The organism is Shewanella sp. KJ2020 (assembly GCF_024197625.1).
GTDB lineage: Bacteria > Pseudomonadota > Gammaproteobacteria > Enterobacterales > Shewanellaceae > Shewanella.
Map to the genome: position 1 here is coordinate 33,845 of NZ_JAKUKD010000006.1, position 19,879 is coordinate 53,723.

Below are 19,879 nucleotides of genomic sequence, written 5' to 3' on the forward strand. Positions count from 1 at the left end.
AAAGCCGGCTCATTGCCGGCTTCAATCCTACGCGCGCTTAACTTCGTCTCTAAGCTCTCGTCGCAAGATCTTACCCACGTTGGTTTTAGGTAACTCGTTCCTAAATTCTACCAGCTTCGGTACTTTATATCCCGTTAAATGAATACGACAATGCTTAATGATGTCATCAGCGGTTAAGGATTTATCTTATGCCACCACAAAAACCTTCACTAATTCACCACTGGCGTCATTGGGGACCCCCACGGCGGCGACTTCGATAACCTTAGGATGCAGTGCGACCACCTCTTCCACCTCATTGGGGAAGACGTTAAACCCAGAAACCAAGATCATGTCTTTTTTACGATCGACGATATAGAAAAAGCCTTGTTCATCCATATAGCCTATGTCGCCCGTGGCTAACCAGCCATCTTTATCGATCACTTTGGCCGTTTCTTCTGGGCGTTGCCAGTAGCCTTTCATCACCTGAGGGCCTTTACCAAACAACTCTCCGGTTTCGCCTTGGGCTAAGATGTTACCGTCGTCATCGCGGATCTGAATAAGTGTCGATGGTGCTGGGAAACCGATAGAACCGTTATAACCATCTAAATTATATGGACAACAAGTTAATAGCGGCGAAGCTTCGGTCAAGCCATAACCTTCAAGCAAACGGGTTTTAGTGATGTTTTGCCATTTATCTGCCACGGCTTTTTGTACCGCCATACCGCCGCCAATCGACAGTTTTAGGCGGGAAAAATCCAGTTGGGAAAAATCTTCACTGTTGACTAAGGCATTAAATAAGGTATTCACCCCAGTTAATGCGGTAAAAGGATATTTTTTTAGTTCAGCGACAAAGGCAGGAATATCACGGGGATTAGTGATCAGTAGATTCTGGCTACCCTTGTGTAAAAACAGTAAGCAATTCACTGTTAAAGCAAAAATATGGTACAGAGGCAATGCCGTGACCACAAATTCACTGCCATCGTTTAAGGCGGGCGAATAAGCACCATCGGCCTGCAACACGTTAGCAACCACGTTCCTATGGGTCAGCATCGCCCCTTTAGATACCCCAGTTGTGCCACCGGTATATTGCAAAAAGGCAAGATCATCATTGGTGATAACGGGTTTGACATACTGCATGCGTCGTCCACGGGAAAGAGTGTCGCGCATTGAAAGTGCGTGGGGTAAATCGTATTTAGGCACTAACTTCTTAATGTACTTCACCACAAAGTTCACTAAGGTGCGTTTTGGTGCGCTTAATTGATCACCTAAACTGGTGATAATCACGCTCTTAACCGGAGTTTGATCAACCACTTCTTCTAAAGTGCGGGCAAAGTTTGACACCACCACAATGGCTTTGGCGCCAGAGTCAATCAACTGATGTTTAAGTTCGCGCGGTGTATAAAGTGGGTTAACGTTAACCACCACCATACCGGCCCGCAAAACACCAAACAGCGCAATGGGGTATTGCAGTAAGTTTGGCATCATTAAGGCAACACGGTCACCCTTTTCGAGCTTTAATTCATTTTGTAAATAGGCGGCAAAAGCACGGCTGCGCTCTTCCAATTTACGGTAGGTTAGCGTGGCACCCATGTTGATAAATGCAGGTTGATCCGCATACTTAGCCACCGCCGTCTCAAACATATCGACGAGCGATGAATACTGATCCACATTTATCTCAGCAGGCACATCTTTTGGTAAATGATTAATCCAAGGCTGATCCACAACTCTCTCCTAAATCCCCACAACTGCGGAAACGGTATCCATACAACCGTCAACACTCGATAAATACCGAGTTAAAATACCGGCTTACATTTCTTGTTATTGATTAACTCGTCATAAATCATACGAGCGTTTTAATTTTGATCATCATCACATAAAAAAAACAAAAAACCTAGTGCCTTTTTTGGTTAGCCAAAGCCACTATTCAACAAAGTCTCGGATCAACTGCGCTACCCCCTGCGCATTCTCCATATGAACATGGTGATCCCCCTCGATAATGTGTTCAGAAAGCTGTTTGAACCACACTCGCGCCTTAGGCAAGGCGCTCTGCAATTGGCTAAATCCCTGTTTACCGCAAATCAATAGGGTTGCCACCGAGATATCCTGCATGAGTGCATCAACCTGAGCGAAAGTTAATCTCTGGGGTGAATCTAATTTCAACCTTGGATCGCTTCGCCAGCCGATGCCGTTCGCTTCGGGGCGCATATTGCGCTCAAGTAATAATTGGCACCAAGGTTCAGCCAAGCCTGTTAAATGTGCCCTCGCTCGTACCGCGGTATCGATACTGTCGTAAATTTTTATCTGCCGATGCTGCTGGCTTAAGTGTTTTTCATGTTGATAAAAACTCTTACGTAAACGCGCCTTCGCTTGCGTCGGTGATTCAAACAATGGGCTTAAAGCTTCAATCAAAATCAGTTTATTGACCTTTTCAGGGAAGGCCGCCGTGTAGGCCGACGCAATGATCCCCCCGAGTGAATGTCCAACCATGGCGAGCGGTTTCTGCGGTAAGACGGTCAACAAGGCGTCCAGATCATACAAGTAATCAATCCAATGCAGCGGATAATGGCCCGGCCGGTGGGCTGAAAATCCATGTCCGGGCCAATCGATGGCAAGCACCTGATAATGAGGTAAAAACTCAGCGAGCGGTTCAAAACTATTGGCGTTATCTAACCAGCCATGTAAGGCAAGCAATAACGGCTTATCCCTCGCCCCCCATAATCGGCCACTCAGCTTGATATGGGGTAATACAAACTCAACTTGATTTTGGGGGGCGAAAGATTGCCACATATTGTCTCTGATGTCAGGTAATTAACGTGCTTTTTTGATAAATTTTAGCGTCATGCGGTCACTTTCACCGATTGCTTGGTATTTTGCTTTATCGGTATCGCCTAAGGCATATGAGGGGGGAAGTGTCCAAACCCCTTTAGCGTAATCCTTAGTATCCTTAGGATTGGCGTTGATCTCTGAACTTTGATCTAAGCTAAAACCGACTTTCTCGGCTAAGGCAATCATCTCGGTTTGATCCATATAACCACTGCTAAGACTCATCCCTTTGTTGGCTCTGTGTTCAACGACACCAAATACCCCGCCATCTTTGAGCACTTTATAGGAAGCAGCAAACACATTTTCCAATTGATCCGCTGAGGCCCAGTTATGCAGGTTACGGAATGTTAGTACCAGATCGGCACTGCCATCGGCACCGAGTTCCATCTTATGGGGCGGATCAAATGTGACGATTTTAGCTTTTCCAAACAAGGCTTTATTTGCTGTCATCCAAGTTTCAAACTTACTACCCGCATTGGCTCGATATTTATTTCCGGGGGTATCGGTCGCGGGTTGAGTCTCAAAACTGGCCGCAATATATTGGCCTTCTTTAGCTAAATAGGGCCCTAAAATTTCACTATACCAACCATTACCGGGCCATAGTTCGACCACAGTTTGATTGGGTGATATACCAAAAAATGTCAGGGTTTCTGCGGGGTGACGATAGATATCTCGACTGGCGTTTTTAGCTTGGCGGAATTCACTCTTGATAGCCTTGTCCAAGCCATCATCGGCGTGAACTATGCCCGAACACAGACCAGTAATAAGCATGCTGGCGATTAACGTGACTTTTTTCATCGTAATTCTCCTTGGATACCGAACACTTAAGCTAGCAGTCAATGCTTAAAAATCCAAGGAATAGCACAATAAGTTAATGAGTTGCGGTGTAAATATTTGTGGAATTTACGCCTCAGCCAGTTTTGACAATCAGGCAGAATTAATGGCGAGTGGCTAAATCGACTCTACGCCAAGCGAAGAATAAGGCGCAGGCACTACAAAGTAACCATAGGCCGACCCAAATCCATGCTGGGATCCACGAGTGCTCCGCTAGCAATACCGCATCCCCTTGCCCATCGAGCCCAAGGAGCACAGTTGGGCTAGCTAGGGCATTGAGCATAATCATCAATCCTACGACCCGTAGAAACTGCGTTAATATTTTGTTTTTATTAAGCTTTAATGGCAATAAAAAGATAATTGCTAACACGGCGAGTATGGCAAGCGTGAGCACATCTCGCCCCCAGAGCAACCCACTCAGCACGACTAATGCGCCAAGAAAGGCAAAACTGACTCTTATCCCCCTTGGCCAAGTAGCTAATAAGTAAATTAAATATCCCCAACAGGCCGCACCTAAATACCCTGCAAAACCAATAAACAGCGGCGAACCGCCTTGGCTAAAGCAAAAACCTGCCCCATTGGGAAACAGCTGAATATGGCTCACAAGACCACCACTTAGGACGGTTGCAATACCATGGGATAACTCATGGAAATAACTCTCGAGCCATTTAAATGGCACACTGAGATAGGGTATGCGAGTTAATAGCAAAGCCAACACCAGTTCTATGATAAACAGTCCACGACTTGGAATACCTGAGACGGTCAATCCCGTTGGTTTTTTAGCATAAGATGTTGGTTGTGATGGCATTTTTTGATTATCAGGCATACACGTCCACACCCACCATTTGCTGAATTTCTTCGCGCTTGGCAGCATGCTGGGTCTGTAGATACTGGGCTATCGCCCCTTGATGGCCGCGGGTATCTTGCTCATATTCGAGCTGAGCACCGAGCCTTGACTGTAAACTTTTCGCTGAAGGGGATGAAAATTCATCTAAATTTAGGGCGGCAACGGCATCTTGCTCAATCACTGGGCGCGACGATTCAGGTGCTGTAAGCCCCTGAGCGATAGCGGGTCTATTACTCGCTACGGCATTGGTCAAACTCATTTGATTCACATTTATCTGCATCAAGATGCCTATATAAATACCTAGGTGAGTTCCAGTGTATTGCTTTCGCTAGCACACAAGCGCGAAATGAGGCCCAGTTTCTAACATCATAACGTCCTAGCGTCCTAGCGTCCTAATGCATTCGCATCGCGAATGCATTAGGACGCTATGATAAACAGATTATTCACGGCCCGGTAACTTTTTCCATGTCACTGTATCACGTAAATAGACAGGCTCAAGATCATCGACCGAGGTTGTCAGCCCTGCTTTTATGGCCACATCCGCAAGTTTGAGCATAGCCCGCGCATCGGGATATTTCACGGCATTCAGCGCTAAAATCCCCGCGCCAAGTGCCAGTAAATCAGGATAAGCATCAAATCCAGTGCCACATCCAACGATAGGTTGCTCAAGATTTAACACAAGCTGCACCTCAGCAGGTGCACTCACGGCTTCTTCACCGACGAGGGTCGCAATCCCATCGACCGCCACAAATTGCCCCCAATACACTTCCCCCATACGGGCGTCGATAGTACAGAGCACTTGCTCGGCTTGGTGTTCAGTTATCGCCATTTGCGCCATTGCCGCTAGGGTTGAAATACCAATCACTGGCAAATCTAACCCCAGCGCCAGACCTTGGGTCATGCTGGTGCAAATGCGAATGCCGGTAAAACTACCTGGGCCGCGGCCATAGGCGATAGCATCGAGTTTATCTAAGCCAATCCCCGCTTGCTTCAAAACCGAATCAACCATAGGCAAAAGGCGCTGACTGTGCTCACGGGGCGCATCGGCTATTTCCGCAAAAATCTGCCCTTGATAGGAGAGCGCTGCAGAGCAGGCTTCGGTGCAAGTGTCTAACGCGAGAATACAAGCTGAGTATGATTGTGTTGTTGTCATTTAAAAACCGGATTAGCGGGCAAGGTTTCGCATCAAACTTACATAATCTGTATTGTGCGAATATGCCATGGGAAAACTGGCACAAATAATAACATCAAATGCCCGAAAACAAAGGGCTAAGCAAGTAACTCAGCTAAAATAGCGCCCGCATGATATCCAGCAGCAAATCAAGACGAGATGGATTTATGTGATCTAAGTCAATGATCGATAAACTCATTAATGAATACCGCTCGCTTGGGGAAACTTTTGCAACTCTGCTTGTCAGAGCAGACGAGTCTGGATTGAATTCATTCCTTGCCATTCCTTTACTATTGTACGATTGCATTAATCCGCCTTCGATAAGGACATTTCATGTTAAACACGCCCCCATTGCGTCGCCTAAGACGCTTACGTAGCTCAGAAGCGATGCGCGATCTGCTGCGTGAGACCCATATTTCACTCAGCGATCTTATCCATCCCCTGTTCATTGAAGAGCACATCACCCATGCCGCACCCATCTCCACGCTACCTGGCATCAGCCGCTTGCCTGAGAGTAGACTTGCGGATGAAGTGCGCGAACTTTATGCCCTCGGGATCCGCTATGTAATGCCCTTTGGGATTTCCCACACTAAGGATGATAAAGGCAGCGACACCTGGGATGACAATGGCTTGCTCGCCCGCATGGTGCGCACCATTAAAGCGGCCGTGCCCGAGATGATGGTGATCCCCGATATTTGTTTTTGTGAATACACAGATCACGGCCATTGCGGCGTGGTGCACAATAATGAAGTCTGCAACGATCTCACCGTCGAAAACTTAGTTAAGCAATCGGTCACTGCCGCTAAAGCGGGCGCAGATATGTTAGCACCATCGGCCATGATGGACGGTCAAGTGAAAGCTATTCGCCAAGGGCTCGATGCCGCAGGTTTTGAGCACGTGGCGATTCTGGCCCACTCGGCAAAATTCGCCTCTTCCTTCTATGGGCCTTTTAGAGCGGCGGTCGATTGTGAACTCAGCGGTAATCGCAAGGGATATCAACTTGACTATGCCAACGGGCGCCAAGCCTTGCTCGAAGCGCTGCTAGATGAAGCCGAAGGCGCGGATATTTTGATGGTAAAACCCGGTACGCCCTACTTGGATGTGTTAAGCCGTTTGAGACAGGAAACCCACCTTCCCTTAGCGGCTTATCAGGTTGGTGGAGAATATGCGGGCATTAAATTTGCGGCCCTTGCAGGCGCGCTAGATGAGCGCGCCGTCGTCACCGAAACCTTTATCGGGTTAAAACGTGCGGGCGCGGATTTAATTGTCAGTTATTACGCGAAGCAATATGCCGAGTGGTTAGCGCAATCCCGCTAATGCGCTGAGTCTTAAGCCTATTTACCAAGCAGTTAACTAAAACGCCACCCTATCGGTGGCGTTTTTTATCGGTCAATCTGCTCGCACATTAAGCTTATGCTTGTAGCTCGGCAAAAAGGGCTCTGATCTTTTCAACCTTTGGCCGCACCACTATTTGGCAATAGGGCTGCTCGCCATGCAGGGCGAAGTAATCATTATGGTAATCCTCGGCGGGATAAAAAGACTCAAAGGCCACCACTTGAGTGACGATCGGCGCATCAAATACCCTTGCCTCGGTTAATTTGGCAATCATGGCGTTGGTCTCTTCAATCTGCGCCGCATCGTGGGCAAAGACGACTGAACGATACTGCGGCCCTTTATCATTGCCTTGGCGATTGAGGGTGGTCGGATCGTGACTCTCAAATAACACCTGTAGCAGCGTGCTAAAAGTGACTTGCGCAGGGTCAAACTCAATGTGCACCACTTCGGCATGCCCAGTTAATCCCGAACATACCGACTTATAATCGGCATCACTCGCCTCCCCGCCCGAGTAACCTGAACTAACGTTCAGCACGCCCTTAAGGCTCTTAAAGATCGCTTCAACACACCAAAAACAGCCCGCACCAAAGGTGGCAAAGGCCGTTTTATGCGTTGATTCAGTCACCTCGTCAGCCGCTTGAAACACCATAGAGACAGAGTTAACGCAGTGGCGAATATTCTTTGGCGTTAAATATTCCCCTTCAAATACATGGCCTAAATGCCCACCACACTGGCTACAAACAATCTCCGTTCGGTGGCCATCGGCATCGACATGCCGTGTTACCGCCCCTTGGATTTCATCATCGAAGGCTGGCCAGCCGCAGTGGGCATTAAACTTATCATCTGAGCGATACAAGGGCGCATGGCATTTTTTGCATAAATAAACCCCTTTCGCGTCGTGCTGATAATACTCTCCGCTAAAGGGGCGCTCAGTGCCTTTATCTTCAATGACATAGCGTTCAAAATCCGTCAGTTTGTTCATTTTATTGCCCCTTCGGTTTACATCAATTCTCAATTGGATTGCAGTTTTGAGGATTAAAAAGCTGATTTAGTTCAGTTATGGGACCGGACTAGATGCACATAAATTTGTTAAGCGAGTAAAAATTCAGCTATTGATCTTGGTCACACTCGCGGTGTGTTTGCACCCGCTCTAGCGCACAGTTACACTTGCCACGGGTCATATTATAAATACACATAATAAGTAGAAATCAAAATGAAACTAGAAACAATTGATTACCGCGGCGAAGGCAGCGCCAAACAATTTGTTGAATCGCTGCGGGAAACCGGTTTTGGCGTTTTATCTAATCATCCGATTGATAAACGCCTGGTTGAGGATATTTACACTGAGTGGCAAGCGTTTTTTAATTCAGAAGCCAAAAACGACTATATGTTCAAAAAAGAAACCCACGATGGTTTCTTCCCCGCTTCGATTTCAGAAACCGCTAAGGGCAACACAGTCAAAGACATCAAAGAGTATTACCATGTCTACCCTTGGGGACGTATCCCTGACTCACTGCGCGCCAATATTCTGGCCTATTATGCTAAAGCCAACGCCCTGGCCGCTGAGCTATTAGAGTGGATCGAAACCTACTCACCTGAAGAAGTTAAAGCCAAGTTTTCGATGCCCTTACCCGAGATGATCGCCGATAGCCAGAAAACCTTGCTGCGCATTCTGCATTATCCGCCAATGACAGGCGATGAGGAACTGGGCGCCATTCGCGCCGCGGCCCACGAAGATATCAACCTTATCACTGTACTGCCCGCAGCCAATGAGCCAGGGCTACAAGTGAAAGCCAAGGACGGTACTTGGTTAGATGTGCCAAGCGATTTTGGCAACATTATCATCAATATCGGCGATATGTTGCAGGAAGCATCCGGCGGGTATTTCCCATCGACCTCCCACAGAGTGATCAACCCTGAAGGCACAGATAAAACCAAATCACGGATCTCTCTGCCCTTATTCCTGCACCCAAATCCTTCGGTCGTACTGTCTGAGCGTTATACCGCCGACAGTTATCTGATGGAAAGACTGCGCGAACTCGGGGTGATCTAATCCGCAGCGACACTTTAATCCAAGAAAGCATCAAGGATTAAGCGATTGAAGCGCCTTAGGGCGCTTTTTTTATGACATTCGCCACCTTCAAGGTAGAATAGCCATTCTTTAAGTTATTTAGGACAAGGCGTTATCATGGCAATTCAATGGTATCCAGGGCATATGCACAAGGCACGCAAAGAGATTGAAGAGGCCATGCCTCAGGTCGATCTTGTTATCGAAGTGCTGGACGCGCGCATTCCCTACAGTAGCGAAAACCCCATGGTGGCTAAGCTTCGTGGCGACAAACCTTGTATCAAACTGCTCAATAAATCCGACTTAGCCGATCCTGAAGTCACCGCGCAGTGGATTGAGTACCTAGAACGCGAGCAAGGCGTGAAAGCCACGGCCATCACGACATTACAAGCCGCTATGGTTAAGAAGATCCCCGATATCTGCCGTAAACTCGTGCCCAGTCGCGATAAGACCGAAAAAGATATTCGCACTATGATCATGGGCATTCCAAACGTTGGTAAATCCACTATTATCAATACCTTGGCTGGCCGTGTCATCGCCAAAACCGGTAACGAACCCGCAGTCACTAAGACTCAACAGCGCATCAACCTACGCAACGGTATCGTACTCTCTGACACCCCGGGCATCTTATGGCCTAAAGTGGATAACGAAGCCAGTAGCTATCGTCTTGCCGTGACGGGAGCCATCAAAGACACCGCAATGGAATATGAAGATGTCGCACTGTTCGCGGCAAAATATTTCCTTAGCGCCTACCCTAAAGAAATTTGCGAGCGTTATAACTTAAGCGAATTACCGCGTGATGATATGGCGCTGCTCGAAGAAATCGGCCGCAAACGTGGTGCCCTTCGTCCCGGCGGGCGAATCGATTTGCATAAGGCATCGGAGCTGTTATTGCACGAATATCGCTCAGGTAAAATTGGGCTCTTATCCTTAGAAACCCCCGCGATGGCCGAAATTGAAAAGGTGGAAGTGGCGCGAATTCTAGCCGAAAAAGAAGCTGAAAAAGCGACTAAACTGGCAGCCGAGAAGCTAAAACGCTCTGGAAAACGTCATAACGATTAAGGCTGCGGTGAGCAATCTTAAGCTACTAAATGGCTAATACAGGCTGCGACTGATAGGCGAGCTATGGTATTCGCTCATCGACACTGTGAATAGAAACCTCGTTGGATGCAGGACCACCCGCCCCGTCTGATGTGAAAGGATTCACAAATGCCGCGATGATATGAATGCCAAAAAGCAACCATGGGGAGAACGGCTATCTTGCCAATCACCCTAGCTCACCTGTTAGCATTAGCGTAACCTGTAGATTTAAAAGACATATGCAACATACTTTTGTCGGATAGGCGGTACTTGTTACTAAATACCGCCCTTCGAAGAACTGGGCGTGCAACTTTCACGGCCTAGGGCTCAAGCCTCCACTAAGGCGCTGCATACGATTTCAGGCCATACGGATAAAAGTGAGTTAAGTTCTTAGCAATAGGTTGAAAAGCATCTTAATAAAGTTTGCTATCGTTTGCTGGACAATCTATCCAACCACAAATTTATTCATCAAATTGTTCTGATATCTGTGCACGACACACCTGCAAAATTTCATCCGCTAGCGCAGAGTCGTCAGGGCAAGCTCTTGACAAGACTAAGGCCCCTACGGCTTGCGCCATCGCTCCTATTATACTGGCTCGGGATTGGCGGTATTCACTGTCGCTCAAGTTGATATCATTTAATGCCAATGTGGCTAATTGATTTTCAATTCCACTTAAAAATGTTTCTTTTAGTGGCTCCGATTGACGCCCTGCGTCTGCGCAAAGAGCGGCCATGGTACAGCCGTTGCCAGGCGCATCACGATGCTCTCGGGATAGGTATTGCTTCAAGAATGTGACAACATCAATATCAGACGTTTTATCTACCGATTGCGCAAAACTATAAGCAGCCGCCTCTGCCATTAAATCTGCTTTAGATTGAAAATGCTTATAAAACCCTCCATGAGTAAATCCCGCTGTAGACATTAACTCAGCAATGCCCACACCGTCGTAACCACGTTCACGAAACAACACAGAAGCGGTTTTAACTATGTGCTCACGGTTTTCTTGAGCCTGTGCTTTTGTCACTTTCATCTCGATTAGGTCTCCTCGCAAAAATCATGGCTCAGTATACTTTGATTATGGTCATAATCAAAGTATTGACATTTTAGATTATGATCGTCATCATTACCTTCATTCTCCAGTGATAAAACGGAAAACGCAAAAATGACAGATAAAGCTCTATTCCAACCCTACAAGCTTGGCTCGCTTACCCTTGCTAATCGTTTTGTGATGGCACCACTAACTCGTAACCGTGCGGGTGCAGGCTTAGTGCCGAGTGAATTTGCTGCCACTTACTACGCACAGCGCGCATCGGCGGGCCTGATCATTACCGAAGCCACTCAGATATCCCCTCAAGCGCAAGGCTATCAAGACACACCTGGACTCTACACTCAGGCGCAAATCAATGGCTGGCGTAAAGTCACCGATGCAGTACATGCCAAGGGGGGGAAAATTTTTGCCCAACTCTGGCACGTCGGACGCATCTCCCACGTTGATTTGCAACCCAATGGTGCTACGCCAGTTGCGCCGTCAGCGATCCGAGCTGAAACCAAAGTATTTGTGAATAATGGCTTTGCAGATACTTCTGAACCTCGCGCATTAGCACTCGATGAGATCCCTGTGATTATCGAAGATTTCCGCCAAGCGGCTGCCAATGCAATAAAAGCGGGCTTTGATGGCGTGGAAGTTCACGGCGCAAATGGCTATCTGTTGGAGCAATTCCTAAAAGATGGGGCTAATCAGCGCACCGACGCCTATGGTGGGTCTGTCGAAAACCGTGCTCGCCTGCTGTTGGAAGTCACTGCGGCGGTAAGTAAAGAAATTGGTGCAGAGCGCACGGGTGTGCGTATTTCTCCCGTTTCACCCGCTAATGCCATCTCCATCAGTAATCCACAGGAACAATACGACTACGTATCGGATGAGTTGAATAAGCTCGGCATTGTGTATCTACATATTGTCGAAGGTGCAACCGGCGGTCCGCGTGATATTGCACCCTTTGATTACGGCTCACTGCGCCAACGCTTCAAAAATACCTATATGGCCAACAATGGCTACAACACTGAACTGGCTTCAGCCCACTTAACAGAAGGCAAAGCAGATTTGTTTGCCCTTGGCCGTCCATTCATTTCAAACCCTGATCTCGTTGAAAGATTGAAAACTGGTGCCGCGTTAAACGCGCTTGATGGCACAACACTCTATGGCGGCGGAGCTAAAGGCTATACCGATTATCCAACGCTGGCCGATGCTAACGCCTAAAACATTAACTCGCGAAATACCTAAGGTAATTCGCGACGTTTTAAAGAACTATTTAGAGAGTAAAACATAATGACCACTTCTACAGTCCTTATCACAGGCGCTTCTACCGGTATTGGCGCTATCTATGCTGATCGCTTTGCGCGTCGTGGTCACGATCTCGTCATCGTTGCCCGTGATGGCGCAAAACTTGAGGCTCTGGCAGCTCGCTTGCGCCAAGAGTATCGCGTGAATATCGATGTGCTGCCTGCGGATCTCACCAAATCAAACGACCTTGCTATCGTTGAAAAACGTCTGCAAGACGATGCGCGTATCGACACTTTGATTAACAACGCGGGTATCGCGCAATCAGGTAGCTTTGTTGAACAAACATCAGATTCAATCGAAAAACTGATCGCGCTTAACATCACAGCACTCACCAGACTTGCCAATGCGGTAACGCCACGTTTAGTCCAACAAGGCAAAGGCGCTATCGTCAATGTGTCTTCGGTTGTTGGCTTAGCGCCTGAATACCAAATGTCTGTCTACGGTGCTAGCAAGGCGTTCGTCTTGTTCTTATCGCAAGGCATGCACCAAGAATTGTCACCTAAAGGTATTTACGTTCAAGCGCTTCTGCCAGCAGGCACTTATACCGAAATCTGGGAACGCGCGGGAATCGATATCAGCAACTCCTCACCTATGATGGAAGTCAATGAACTCGTCGATGCGGCACTGGTTGGTTTCGATCGCAAGGAACTGGTCACCATTCCACCACTGCATAAAGAGACACGTTGGGATGATTTAGAAAAGGCGCGACAAGGATTGCTTTCCGACATCGAGATGTCGCATGCAGCTGCGCGTTATAAGACAGCCTAAATAACGTTCGAACCTTAATTCAGTGCCTTGCTAAGGCATTGACAATCAAAACCTTGTTTAAGGATTTAAAAAATGACTAATAAACTTGTGGCACTGGTGACGGGCGCCTCATCCGGCATTGGCGAAGCCACGGCCATCAAACTTGCAGCAGCTGGCTACCGCGTTTACGGCACTAGCCGACGTGGGGCAACCTCGAGTGGCGCTCGCTTTCCAATGCTGGCGCTTGATGTGACAAATGATGAATCTGTCGAAGCGGCCGTTACCGAACTCATTCGACTTGAGGGGCGCATTGACCTTTTAGTTAATAATGCGGGTTTTGGCGTTGCCCCCGCAGGCGCAGAAGAAAGCTCAATAGAACAAGCAAAGAGTATTCTTGACACAAACTTCTTCGGTATTGTCCGTATGACGCGTGCCGTCGTGCCCCATATGCGACGTCAAGGTTCTGGCCGTATCATTAACATCAGTTCAATTATAGGTGTTGTGCCTATGCCCTATGTGGCGCTTTATGCCGCCAGCAAGCATGCTGTTGAGGGCTACTCTGAAGCTTTAGATCATGAATTGCGTACGCGCGGCATTAGGGTGTCATTAATCGAACCGGCGTTTACCAAAACCAAATTCGAAGCAAACAATGTCCAACCCGATTCTATGCTTCCAGAATACGACAAGATCCGCGCTAAGCTGACTAAAGTTGTAGAAGAGGCGATGGAAGGTGGCGACACACCTGAAGTCGTCGCGGATGTAGTGCTAAAAGCGGCTCAGGCAACTAAGCCTCAATTACGTTATACCGCAGGTAAGGCTGCCAGCCAGCTTAAATTTTTACGTAGATTTGCCCCAGCCTCAGTATTGGATAAAGGCATACGTAAAAGCCTGCGGATTGATGAGAAAGGATAACACCTGTGAGCTTTCGACATGTGGCAATACTCACTTCCTTGTTGTTTCTCGTTTTAGCCCTAGGCTGGATGTTATGTCCTGAGCAAATGCTAACGCAATGGGGAGTGCAGTATAACGATAGCACTGGCGTTGTTAGTCGCCGTGGTGCGGCATTTTATCTAGGGTTCGCCATCATGTTTTTCGTGGCTAGAAATGCTGAGCATTCAGCAACGCGAATGGCACTCATCAAAGGAATAATAACAACTTGTACCATACTGATATTACTCGGTGTTTATGAGTTTTCCGTCGGTCATGCTAATAACAAAATCCTGATAGCGGCGTTGATAGAAGCGATTTTAGGATTGGCTTTTTTGTATGTTTGGCGAACATCGATTAAAAAACATCACGTTAGCAATAAGTTGAGAACACACCAATGAAAGCGCTTACCCTCAAGAAATACCATAAATCATCACCCGTTATTGAGTTTAGTGATGTCCCTAAACCGACAATCAAACCCAATGAGATGCTCGTAAAGGTCCATGCTGTTGGTTTAAACCCTATCGACAATATGATCCCAACGGGGACCTTTAAACCTATTCTGCATTTTAAGTTGCCAGCAACGCTCGGTAGCGACTTAGCGGGTGTTGTCACTCAAGTTGGTAGCCAAGTCACCCGATTCAAGCCTGGCGATGCTATTTTTGCCAGTATTTTTGATCTAGGCATTGGCTCGCTTGCTGAATTTGCTGTGGTGCCAGAAAGTGCGGCTGCGCTGAAACCCGCTAATCTTGATTTCGTGCAAGCCGCCTCAATCCCAATGGTCGGCCTAACCGCTTGGCAAGCACTAAAAGAACGCGCCAACCTCAAAGCGGGTCAGAAAGTATTTATCCCCGCGGGCTCAGGTGGCATAGGGACGTTTGCGATTCAGCTAGCAAAACACCTTGGCGCAACGGTGGCAACTACCACAAGTACCCATAATGTTGAGTTAGTTCGAAGTCTTGGCGCAGATACGATAGTGGACTATAAAAAACAAGCGTTTGAAGCAGTGTTACACAACTATGATGTCGTGTTAGGCACCACAAGAGGCGATACCATAGAGAAATCCATCAACATCCTTAAACCAGGAAGCAAGATCATCTCTCTTGTTGGCCCTCTAGACGCGGCTTTTGCGCGGGCACGCAAACTGAATGGGATATTAGCCTTTGTATTTGGTTTGATGAGCCTGAAAATCAACCGCCTCTCGAACAAGAAAGGTGTTGGCTACTCTTTTCTCTTTGTTCGCCCCGATGGCAGCCAACTGAGCGAAATCAGCAAACTCCTTGAAGCAGAAACTATTAAACCCGTTATCGACAAAGTCTTTCCATTCGAACACGCAAAACAAGCGCTGGCTTACCTCGCCGAAGGACATGCCAAAGGAAAAGTCGTTGTCAAAATACATGATTAACACACAGCAGTATTCTTTTATAAGCATCGCATAAGCTGCATTTACGGAGAGCAATATGAAATATATCCCTTTTGGAAAAACGGGCCTGCGTGTTTCTCAGGTCGCGCTGGGCACAGGAAATTTTGGCACTGGTTGAGGCTATGGGGCCGATCCAGATACAGCAGAATCAATCTTTAACGCCTACGATGAAGCCGGTGGAAACTTCATTGATACCGCAGATGTGTATCAATTTGGCCAATCCGAGGAGTTACTCGGTAAACTTCTGCAAGGACGACGTGAAAACTTCGTACTCGCAACTAAGTTCACTAGCGGCTCAGTCCCTAATGCTAATCGGCTGGTCACAGGTAATAGCCGCAAAGCCATGATAGCCTCCGTAGAAGCGAGTCTTAAACGCCTAAAAACTGACAGGATTGATATTTACTGGGCACATCACCCCGATGAAATCACTCCGACTGAAGAGATTATCCGTGGATTTGAAGACTTAGTACGCGCAGGCAAAATTCTTTATGCTGGTCTATCAAATTTTTCCGCTTGGCGTTTGTCTCGCGCCGTGACTATGGCCGAGCTGCTCCATACAGTCCCTATCGCGGCGGCCCAATTCGAACACAGCCTAGTTAGACGCGAACCCGAAACCGATCTACTACCGGCCTCATTGGCATTAGGCCTTGGGGTAACAACCTGGTCACCTCTTGGCGGCGGCATGCTCACTGGTAAGTACCGACAAGGAGCCAAAGGTCGTGCAGAAGGGTTTGGAGGACGAGTTTTCCAAGCTGAGAATTCCCAGCAGCGCTCAGACATCCTGGACACTGTTATAGCGATTGCTGATGAACTCAATATAAGCCCGAGCCAAGTCGCAATAGCTTGGGCAGGTTCGCATGGCACAACGCCGATTATCGGCCCTCGCTCGCTAGCCCAACTGAATGATAACTTAAGCGCTCTGTCGGTAAATTTATCGAGCGAACAACTCGCTCATCTCAATAAGGTGAGCAACATAGCTTCATTGCCATCGGTTAGGTCACCAACTCCTTGGGAAGAGGATTTAACTCATACGGTTGCCTGAAGATAGTGCGATAAAGCGAACTTAAGCTTCCTACATTCGCCTGAAACTACACCGATAATGACTACGTGACTCAACGTGGGCATAGTTAAAGACAAAAATGATTTAACATCATTCTGTTATCGAAACTAAGTCACTTATTGCGTCACTTATTGCTTGGTAACTTAAATCCGGCTTCCTACTGGTGAGCCATGGCATGGATGCCAAAAAGCGACAATGGGGCGGACGGGTCGTCTCGCAAATCCCCATGGCTCACCTTTTTAGCATTAGTGTCACCTGTAGGTTTGAAGGAGATACCCAGTAGGCTTTTTGACATGTTCAAGTTAACCGATTTTAAGCTCGCCACGCTCTAATCGCCTCTGTTGCTAAACCCGCTAGCGGTTTTGAGACTTCACGGCCTTTATAAATTGACGATGTATCTTTGGCGATTGGCACAGAATAGTGGATATCGTGAGCCAGATGATTAAGATACTCGCGGCCACCACTTTTATAGTTTTGCAGCTCCTGATCATTTAGCTGGATCATATAGCTATAGCCAAATGCACTCATGTTGCAATTTGCATTCAAGTACAAATGACTTCCATGCTCCAAAAAAAAACATGCTCGGTCTTCAGAATCCATTACTTTCATAGTCGTCTCACATTCGGGATTATGTTGCATTGTTAACACTCGTTTTCCTTTAAGATTCGCAACCGAGGTCGTATGGGCAAGGGTATCGGCTTATTGCCCAGAACGGTCAACACTGCCGTCTAATGGGGGCTCGACAATATCGGTTCTTACCCGCAAAAAACTAGCAAATCGAGGTAAACCATTAACGGTTAAGCCTAAGTATTTATAGGTAATAATCGTGCCCACAGCGGGTGGATGCTGACGCTCCGCCAAGGTAAACCCTGTGCCTATGCTAAAAATACGCCCATCTTCAGTTTGCACCCTTAGGGCTCCCATTTGACCAGCAAATTGGCCTTTACCACCAATATGACCAATGACTTTTGCTTCAGCATCAAAATACGGTTTTAATTTCATTAAGTTAGGATTGCGCCCTACTCTATATTGGGCACTGCGCCTATGCAACATTAAGCCTTCTGCGCCTTGAGACACTAAGGTATCGAGTTTTTGGTATAGCGCCTCAATACTGTCCAATCTAACCTGCTCAATAACCTGTATATAGGGCGATTTCCCCGAGAGAAGACTGAGTGCGAGTTGATAACGCTGTTCAAAGTTGCCCGCCGCCTCCGGCAAATCAAACACCATAAAACGTACCGAACGCCAGTCGTCCTCCTTCGGTGCCGATTGACGGATTAAGCTCGATATCGCCTCAAACTGCCCTCGCCCAAGCCATAATTCTCCATCAATAGGGATGGGAGGAAAACCCGCCGTAAACCATGTCGGTGCTGCAATCGGATTCCCCTGGCGAGTCATCAAACGACGACCATCCCAATAACCGCGAACGCCATCGAGCTTCTCACTGATCAAAAACTCATTGATATCTAATGCGGGCTCATCCGCCGTAAATTCAGTGGCGAGTTGAATATTGGGTGCAAGGGGGTTGGCGTGCAGCACGCAAGAGATCAGCAATAAGATGCCACAGCACCATTGCAATAACAGATTGGGGTTAAATGTTAAAAAAAGCGCTTTGTTTGTATGAGCCATTCCCTTGCCTCTTAGTCAAACCTGCCAAGCACCAAGCTTAGATTGAAGATTAAAGGATGGCGAATTACCGCTTAATAGGTCGAGATCCCCTGTGAATTAACCGCGTTAACTATTTATGCACTGGTGATCTCGGGCTATACTGCGGCCAATTTTATCTGCCCGCGCAAATCTGACATAACACAATCATGTTTATAGCCGAATTTGAACGGGATAAACCTTAGCAGTCTATCGCTCAAGTCAATGGAAATACTATGAAACCAGCAAACAACCACGGTATTAAGCGCATCGTTAGAGCCACAGGATTTTCGATGAAAGGCTTAAAAGCCGCCTGGGTTCACGAAGCCGCCTTCAGACAAGAATTAATGCTGGCAATTGTGATGCTTCCTATCGCACTCTGGGTCGATGTGAGCACTGTCGAACGATTATTGCTGATCTTAACCCTGTTTATCGTGTTGATTGTTGAGTTACTGAACTCGGCAGTTGAAGCCGTAGTTGACCGTGTGGGCAGTGAAATCCACCCCCTTAGCGGCCAAGCAAAGGATATCGCCTCTGCGGCAGTATTTTTAGCTCTGGCGTTATGCGGTATCACTTGGTTCGCCATTTTAGTGCCGCAGTTTATGTAATCCGCAACAGCAAAATCGCCTTTAATATGAGTATTAAAGGCGATTTTAAACATTAAGGTTTAGGGATATTGCTCGCTTAAATACCATCATCGATCAAAAAGTCGATCGCCTGCTTAATCTGCTCCAACCGATCATTTTCGGCCCAATAGGCCACATACACACTGCGAGAAATGGCATTTGCGCCGCGCACAAGGTGCAATTCGCCTTTACGCAGCAACGGCTGCACTAAATGCTCAGGCAAAAACGCACAGCCGCCATTATTTAAAATAAAGTCTAAGGCAATACGAGCCGAGCTGGTGTGCAGTGTCGGCACCGGAAGCGTGGCATATTCCTGTGCATGAATGATATTAAACGCCGTCCCCCAGTCCACCTTCACATATTGTCCCGGCGCCACCCCATCAACCACAATATCTGCCACACTCGACACAAGCAGTAAATTGATTTGGCCTAATTGCACTAATTCAAATTGGTCCAATTTAGGAGGGTCGAAGGAAATCGCAATATCCAGCGTTCTATCCATCAATTGGCGTGTCATCACAGTCGAGGGTAACACTTCGGTTCGCAATGCAACCCCGGGTAAACCAACATGTAAATGCTGCAAGTGCCCTTGGAGATACGCATCCCAGATATTAGGGCCAGCACCGATAGCCAATTGGGTCGACTGCAACTGGCTTAGGGAGACATCTTGTTTAGCGCGCTCCCAGGCGGTTAATACCGCTTCGGCATGGCCAAGCATTCGCTCACCTGCGGGAGTGGGCTGAATATTATTGCGCTGCCGCTCAAACAGCGCGACGCCGAGAATGCTCTCAAGCTGTTTAACCCTAAAACTCACAGCACTGCGGGTGAGATAAAGATTTTCCGCCGCCTTACCAAAATGGCGGGTACGGGAGACTTCGAGAAAGGTCTTAAGTAAATCGGTATCCATAAAAATTCTTGACCAACATTGGCAAATTTTTTTGATTTATAAATCAATAATACTAGCCAATACTCCAGT

General features: G+C 47.4%; 19 protein-coding genes and 2 pseudogenes. 10 read left to right on the plus strand and 11 right to left on the minus strand.

Annotated elements, in window-relative coordinates; translation table 11 throughout:
* Positions 1–27: 27 nt before the first annotated feature.
* The 6 genes and pseudogenes from fadD to tsaB all read right to left on the minus strand — a co-directional run bounded on the left by fadD (position 28) and on the right by tsaB (position 5,636).
* Positions 28–1,701 (minus strand): annotated as a pseudogene (fadD, locus tag MJO46_RS03590) (long-chain-fatty-acid--CoA ligase FadD).
* Between the two features lie 198 nt (positions 1,702–1,899).
* Complete coding sequence (locus tag MJO46_RS03595) at positions 1,900–2,766, minus strand: alpha/beta fold hydrolase (RefSeq protein ID WP_253988150.1); 867 nt, start codon at positions 2,764–2,766, stop codon at positions 1,900–1,902.
* Between the two features lie 21 nt (positions 2,767–2,787).
* Positions 2,788–3,600, minus strand: a complete 813-nt coding sequence (locus tag MJO46_RS03600; protein WP_253988151.1) for a class I SAM-dependent methyltransferase — start codon at positions 3,598–3,600, stop codon at positions 2,788–2,790.
* Between the two features lie 139 nt (positions 3,601–3,739).
* Positions 3,740–4,462, minus strand: a complete 723-nt coding sequence (locus tag MJO46_RS03605) for a M50 family metallopeptidase (RefSeq protein WP_253988152.1) — start codon at positions 4,460–4,462, stop codon at positions 3,740–3,742.
* Complete coding sequence (locus MJO46_RS03610) at positions 4,455–4,763, minus strand: hypothetical protein (protein WP_198783203.1); 309 nt, start codon at positions 4,761–4,763, stop codon at positions 4,455–4,457. The genes MJO46_RS03605 and MJO46_RS03610 overlap by 8 nt, the downstream gene beginning before the upstream one ends.
* 159 nt (positions 4,764–4,922) lie before the next feature.
* On the minus strand, positions 4,923–5,636 hold the full coding sequence (gene tsaB / locus MJO46_RS03615) for a tRNA (adenosine(37)-N6)-threonylcarbamoyltransferase complex dimerization subunit type 1 TsaB (protein WP_253988153.1): 714 nt from the start codon (positions 5,634–5,636) through the stop codon (positions 4,923–4,925).
* A gap of 351 nt (positions 5,637–5,987) precedes the next feature.
* On the opposite strand from tsaB, the gene hemB reads away from it, so the two are divergent.
* The gene (hemB, locus tag MJO46_RS03620; RefSeq protein ID WP_253988154.1) at positions 5,988–6,971 is read left to right on the plus strand and encodes a porphobilinogen synthase; all 984 of its coding nucleotides are present in this window, start codon (positions 5,988–5,990) and stop codon (positions 6,969–6,971) included.
* 94 nt (positions 6,972–7,065) lie between these two features.
* Here the strand turns inward: hemB and MJO46_RS03625 are convergent, their stop codons facing one another.
* Complete coding sequence (locus MJO46_RS03625) at positions 7,066–7,971, minus strand: bifunctional methionine sulfoxide reductase B/A protein (RefSeq protein WP_253988155.1); 906 nt, start codon at positions 7,969–7,971, stop codon at positions 7,066–7,068.
* Between the two features lie 231 nt (positions 7,972–8,202).
* Here MJO46_RS03625 and MJO46_RS03630 point away from each other — a divergent pair, with 231 nt between their 5' ends.
* Positions 8,203–9,042, plus strand: coding sequence for an isopenicillin N synthase family oxygenase (locus tag MJO46_RS03630; RefSeq protein WP_253988156.1), 840 nt, complete (start codon positions 8,203–8,205; stop codon positions 9,040–9,042).
* A gap of 135 nt (positions 9,043–9,177) precedes the next feature.
* Positions 9,178–10,119, plus strand: a complete 942-nt coding sequence (gene ylqF / locus MJO46_RS03635; protein WP_253988157.1) for a ribosome biogenesis GTPase YlqF — start codon at positions 9,178–9,180, stop codon at positions 10,117–10,119.
* Positions 10,120–10,598: 479 nt separating this feature from the next.
* On the opposite strand, the gene MJO46_RS03640 is transcribed toward ylqF, so the two are convergent.
* Positions 10,599–11,168, minus strand: coding sequence for a TetR/AcrR family transcriptional regulator (locus MJO46_RS03640; RefSeq protein ID WP_253988158.1), 570 nt, complete (start codon positions 11,166–11,168; stop codon positions 10,599–10,601).
* Between the two features lie 132 nt (positions 11,169–11,300).
* Between MJO46_RS03640 and MJO46_RS03645 the strand changes: the two genes are divergently transcribed.
* The 6 genes and pseudogenes from MJO46_RS03645 to MJO46_RS03670 all read left to right on the plus strand — a co-directional run.
* Positions 11,301–12,392 carry an alkene reductase gene (locus MJO46_RS03645; protein ID WP_253988159.1) on the plus strand — a complete coding sequence of 364 codons (1,092 nt, stop codon included), beginning with the start codon at positions 11,301–11,303 and terminating at the stop codon, positions 12,390–12,392.
* A gap of 69 nt (positions 12,393–12,461) precedes the next feature.
* Entirely contained in the window at positions 12,462–13,244 is a 783-nt protein-coding gene (locus tag MJO46_RS03650) for an SDR family oxidoreductase (RefSeq protein WP_253988160.1), read from the plus strand.
* 72 nt (positions 13,245–13,316) lie between these two features.
* On the plus strand, positions 13,317–14,135 hold the full coding sequence (locus MJO46_RS03655) for an oxidoreductase (RefSeq protein ID WP_253988161.1): 819 nt from the start codon (positions 13,317–13,319) through the stop codon (positions 14,133–14,135).
* A gap of 5 nt (positions 14,136–14,140) precedes the next feature.
* Positions 14,141–14,551 carry a hypothetical protein gene (locus tag MJO46_RS03660; protein WP_253988162.1) on the plus strand — a complete coding sequence of 137 codons (411 nt, stop codon included), beginning with the start codon at positions 14,141–14,143 and terminating at the stop codon, positions 14,549–14,551.
* The gene (locus tag MJO46_RS03665) at positions 14,548–15,555 is read left to right on the plus strand and encodes an NADP-dependent oxidoreductase (protein ID WP_253988163.1); all 1,008 of its coding nucleotides are present in this window, start codon (positions 14,548–14,550) and stop codon (positions 15,553–15,555) included. The genes MJO46_RS03660 and MJO46_RS03665 overlap by 4 nt, the downstream gene beginning before the upstream one ends.
* Positions 15,556–15,715: 160 nt before the next feature.
* Positions 15,716–16,615 (plus strand): annotated as a pseudogene (locus tag MJO46_RS03670) (aldo/keto reductase); the annotation flags it as partial.
* A 330-nt stretch (positions 16,616–16,945) separates the two neighbouring features.
* Here the strand turns inward: MJO46_RS03670 and MJO46_RS03675 are convergent.
* Together MJO46_RS03675 and MJO46_RS03680 are read right to left on the minus strand one after the other, a co-directional pair.
* Entirely contained in the window at positions 16,946–17,272 is a 327-nt protein-coding gene (locus MJO46_RS03675) for a hypothetical protein (protein ID WP_253988202.1), read from the minus strand.
* Between the two features lie 60 nt (positions 17,273–17,332).
* Complete coding sequence (locus MJO46_RS03680) at positions 17,333–18,262, minus strand: DNA ligase (protein WP_253988164.1); 930 nt, start codon at positions 18,260–18,262, stop codon at positions 17,333–17,335.
* A 251-nt stretch (positions 18,263–18,513) separates the two neighbouring features.
* Here MJO46_RS03680 and MJO46_RS03685 point away from each other — a divergent pair, with 251 nt between their 5' ends.
* Positions 18,514–18,885, plus strand: a complete 372-nt coding sequence (locus tag MJO46_RS03685; protein ID WP_253988165.1) for a diacylglycerol kinase — start codon at positions 18,514–18,516, stop codon at positions 18,883–18,885.
* A gap of 76 nt (positions 18,886–18,961) precedes the next feature.
* Here MJO46_RS03685 and hdfR read toward each other — a convergent pair whose 3' ends face one another.
* Positions 18,962–19,810 (minus strand): HTH-type transcriptional regulator HdfR, encoded by an 849-nt coding sequence (hdfR, locus tag MJO46_RS03690; protein ID WP_198783193.1) that lies wholly within the window; start codon positions 19,808–19,810, stop codon positions 18,962–18,964.
* Positions 19,811–19,879: the final 69 nt, after the last annotated feature.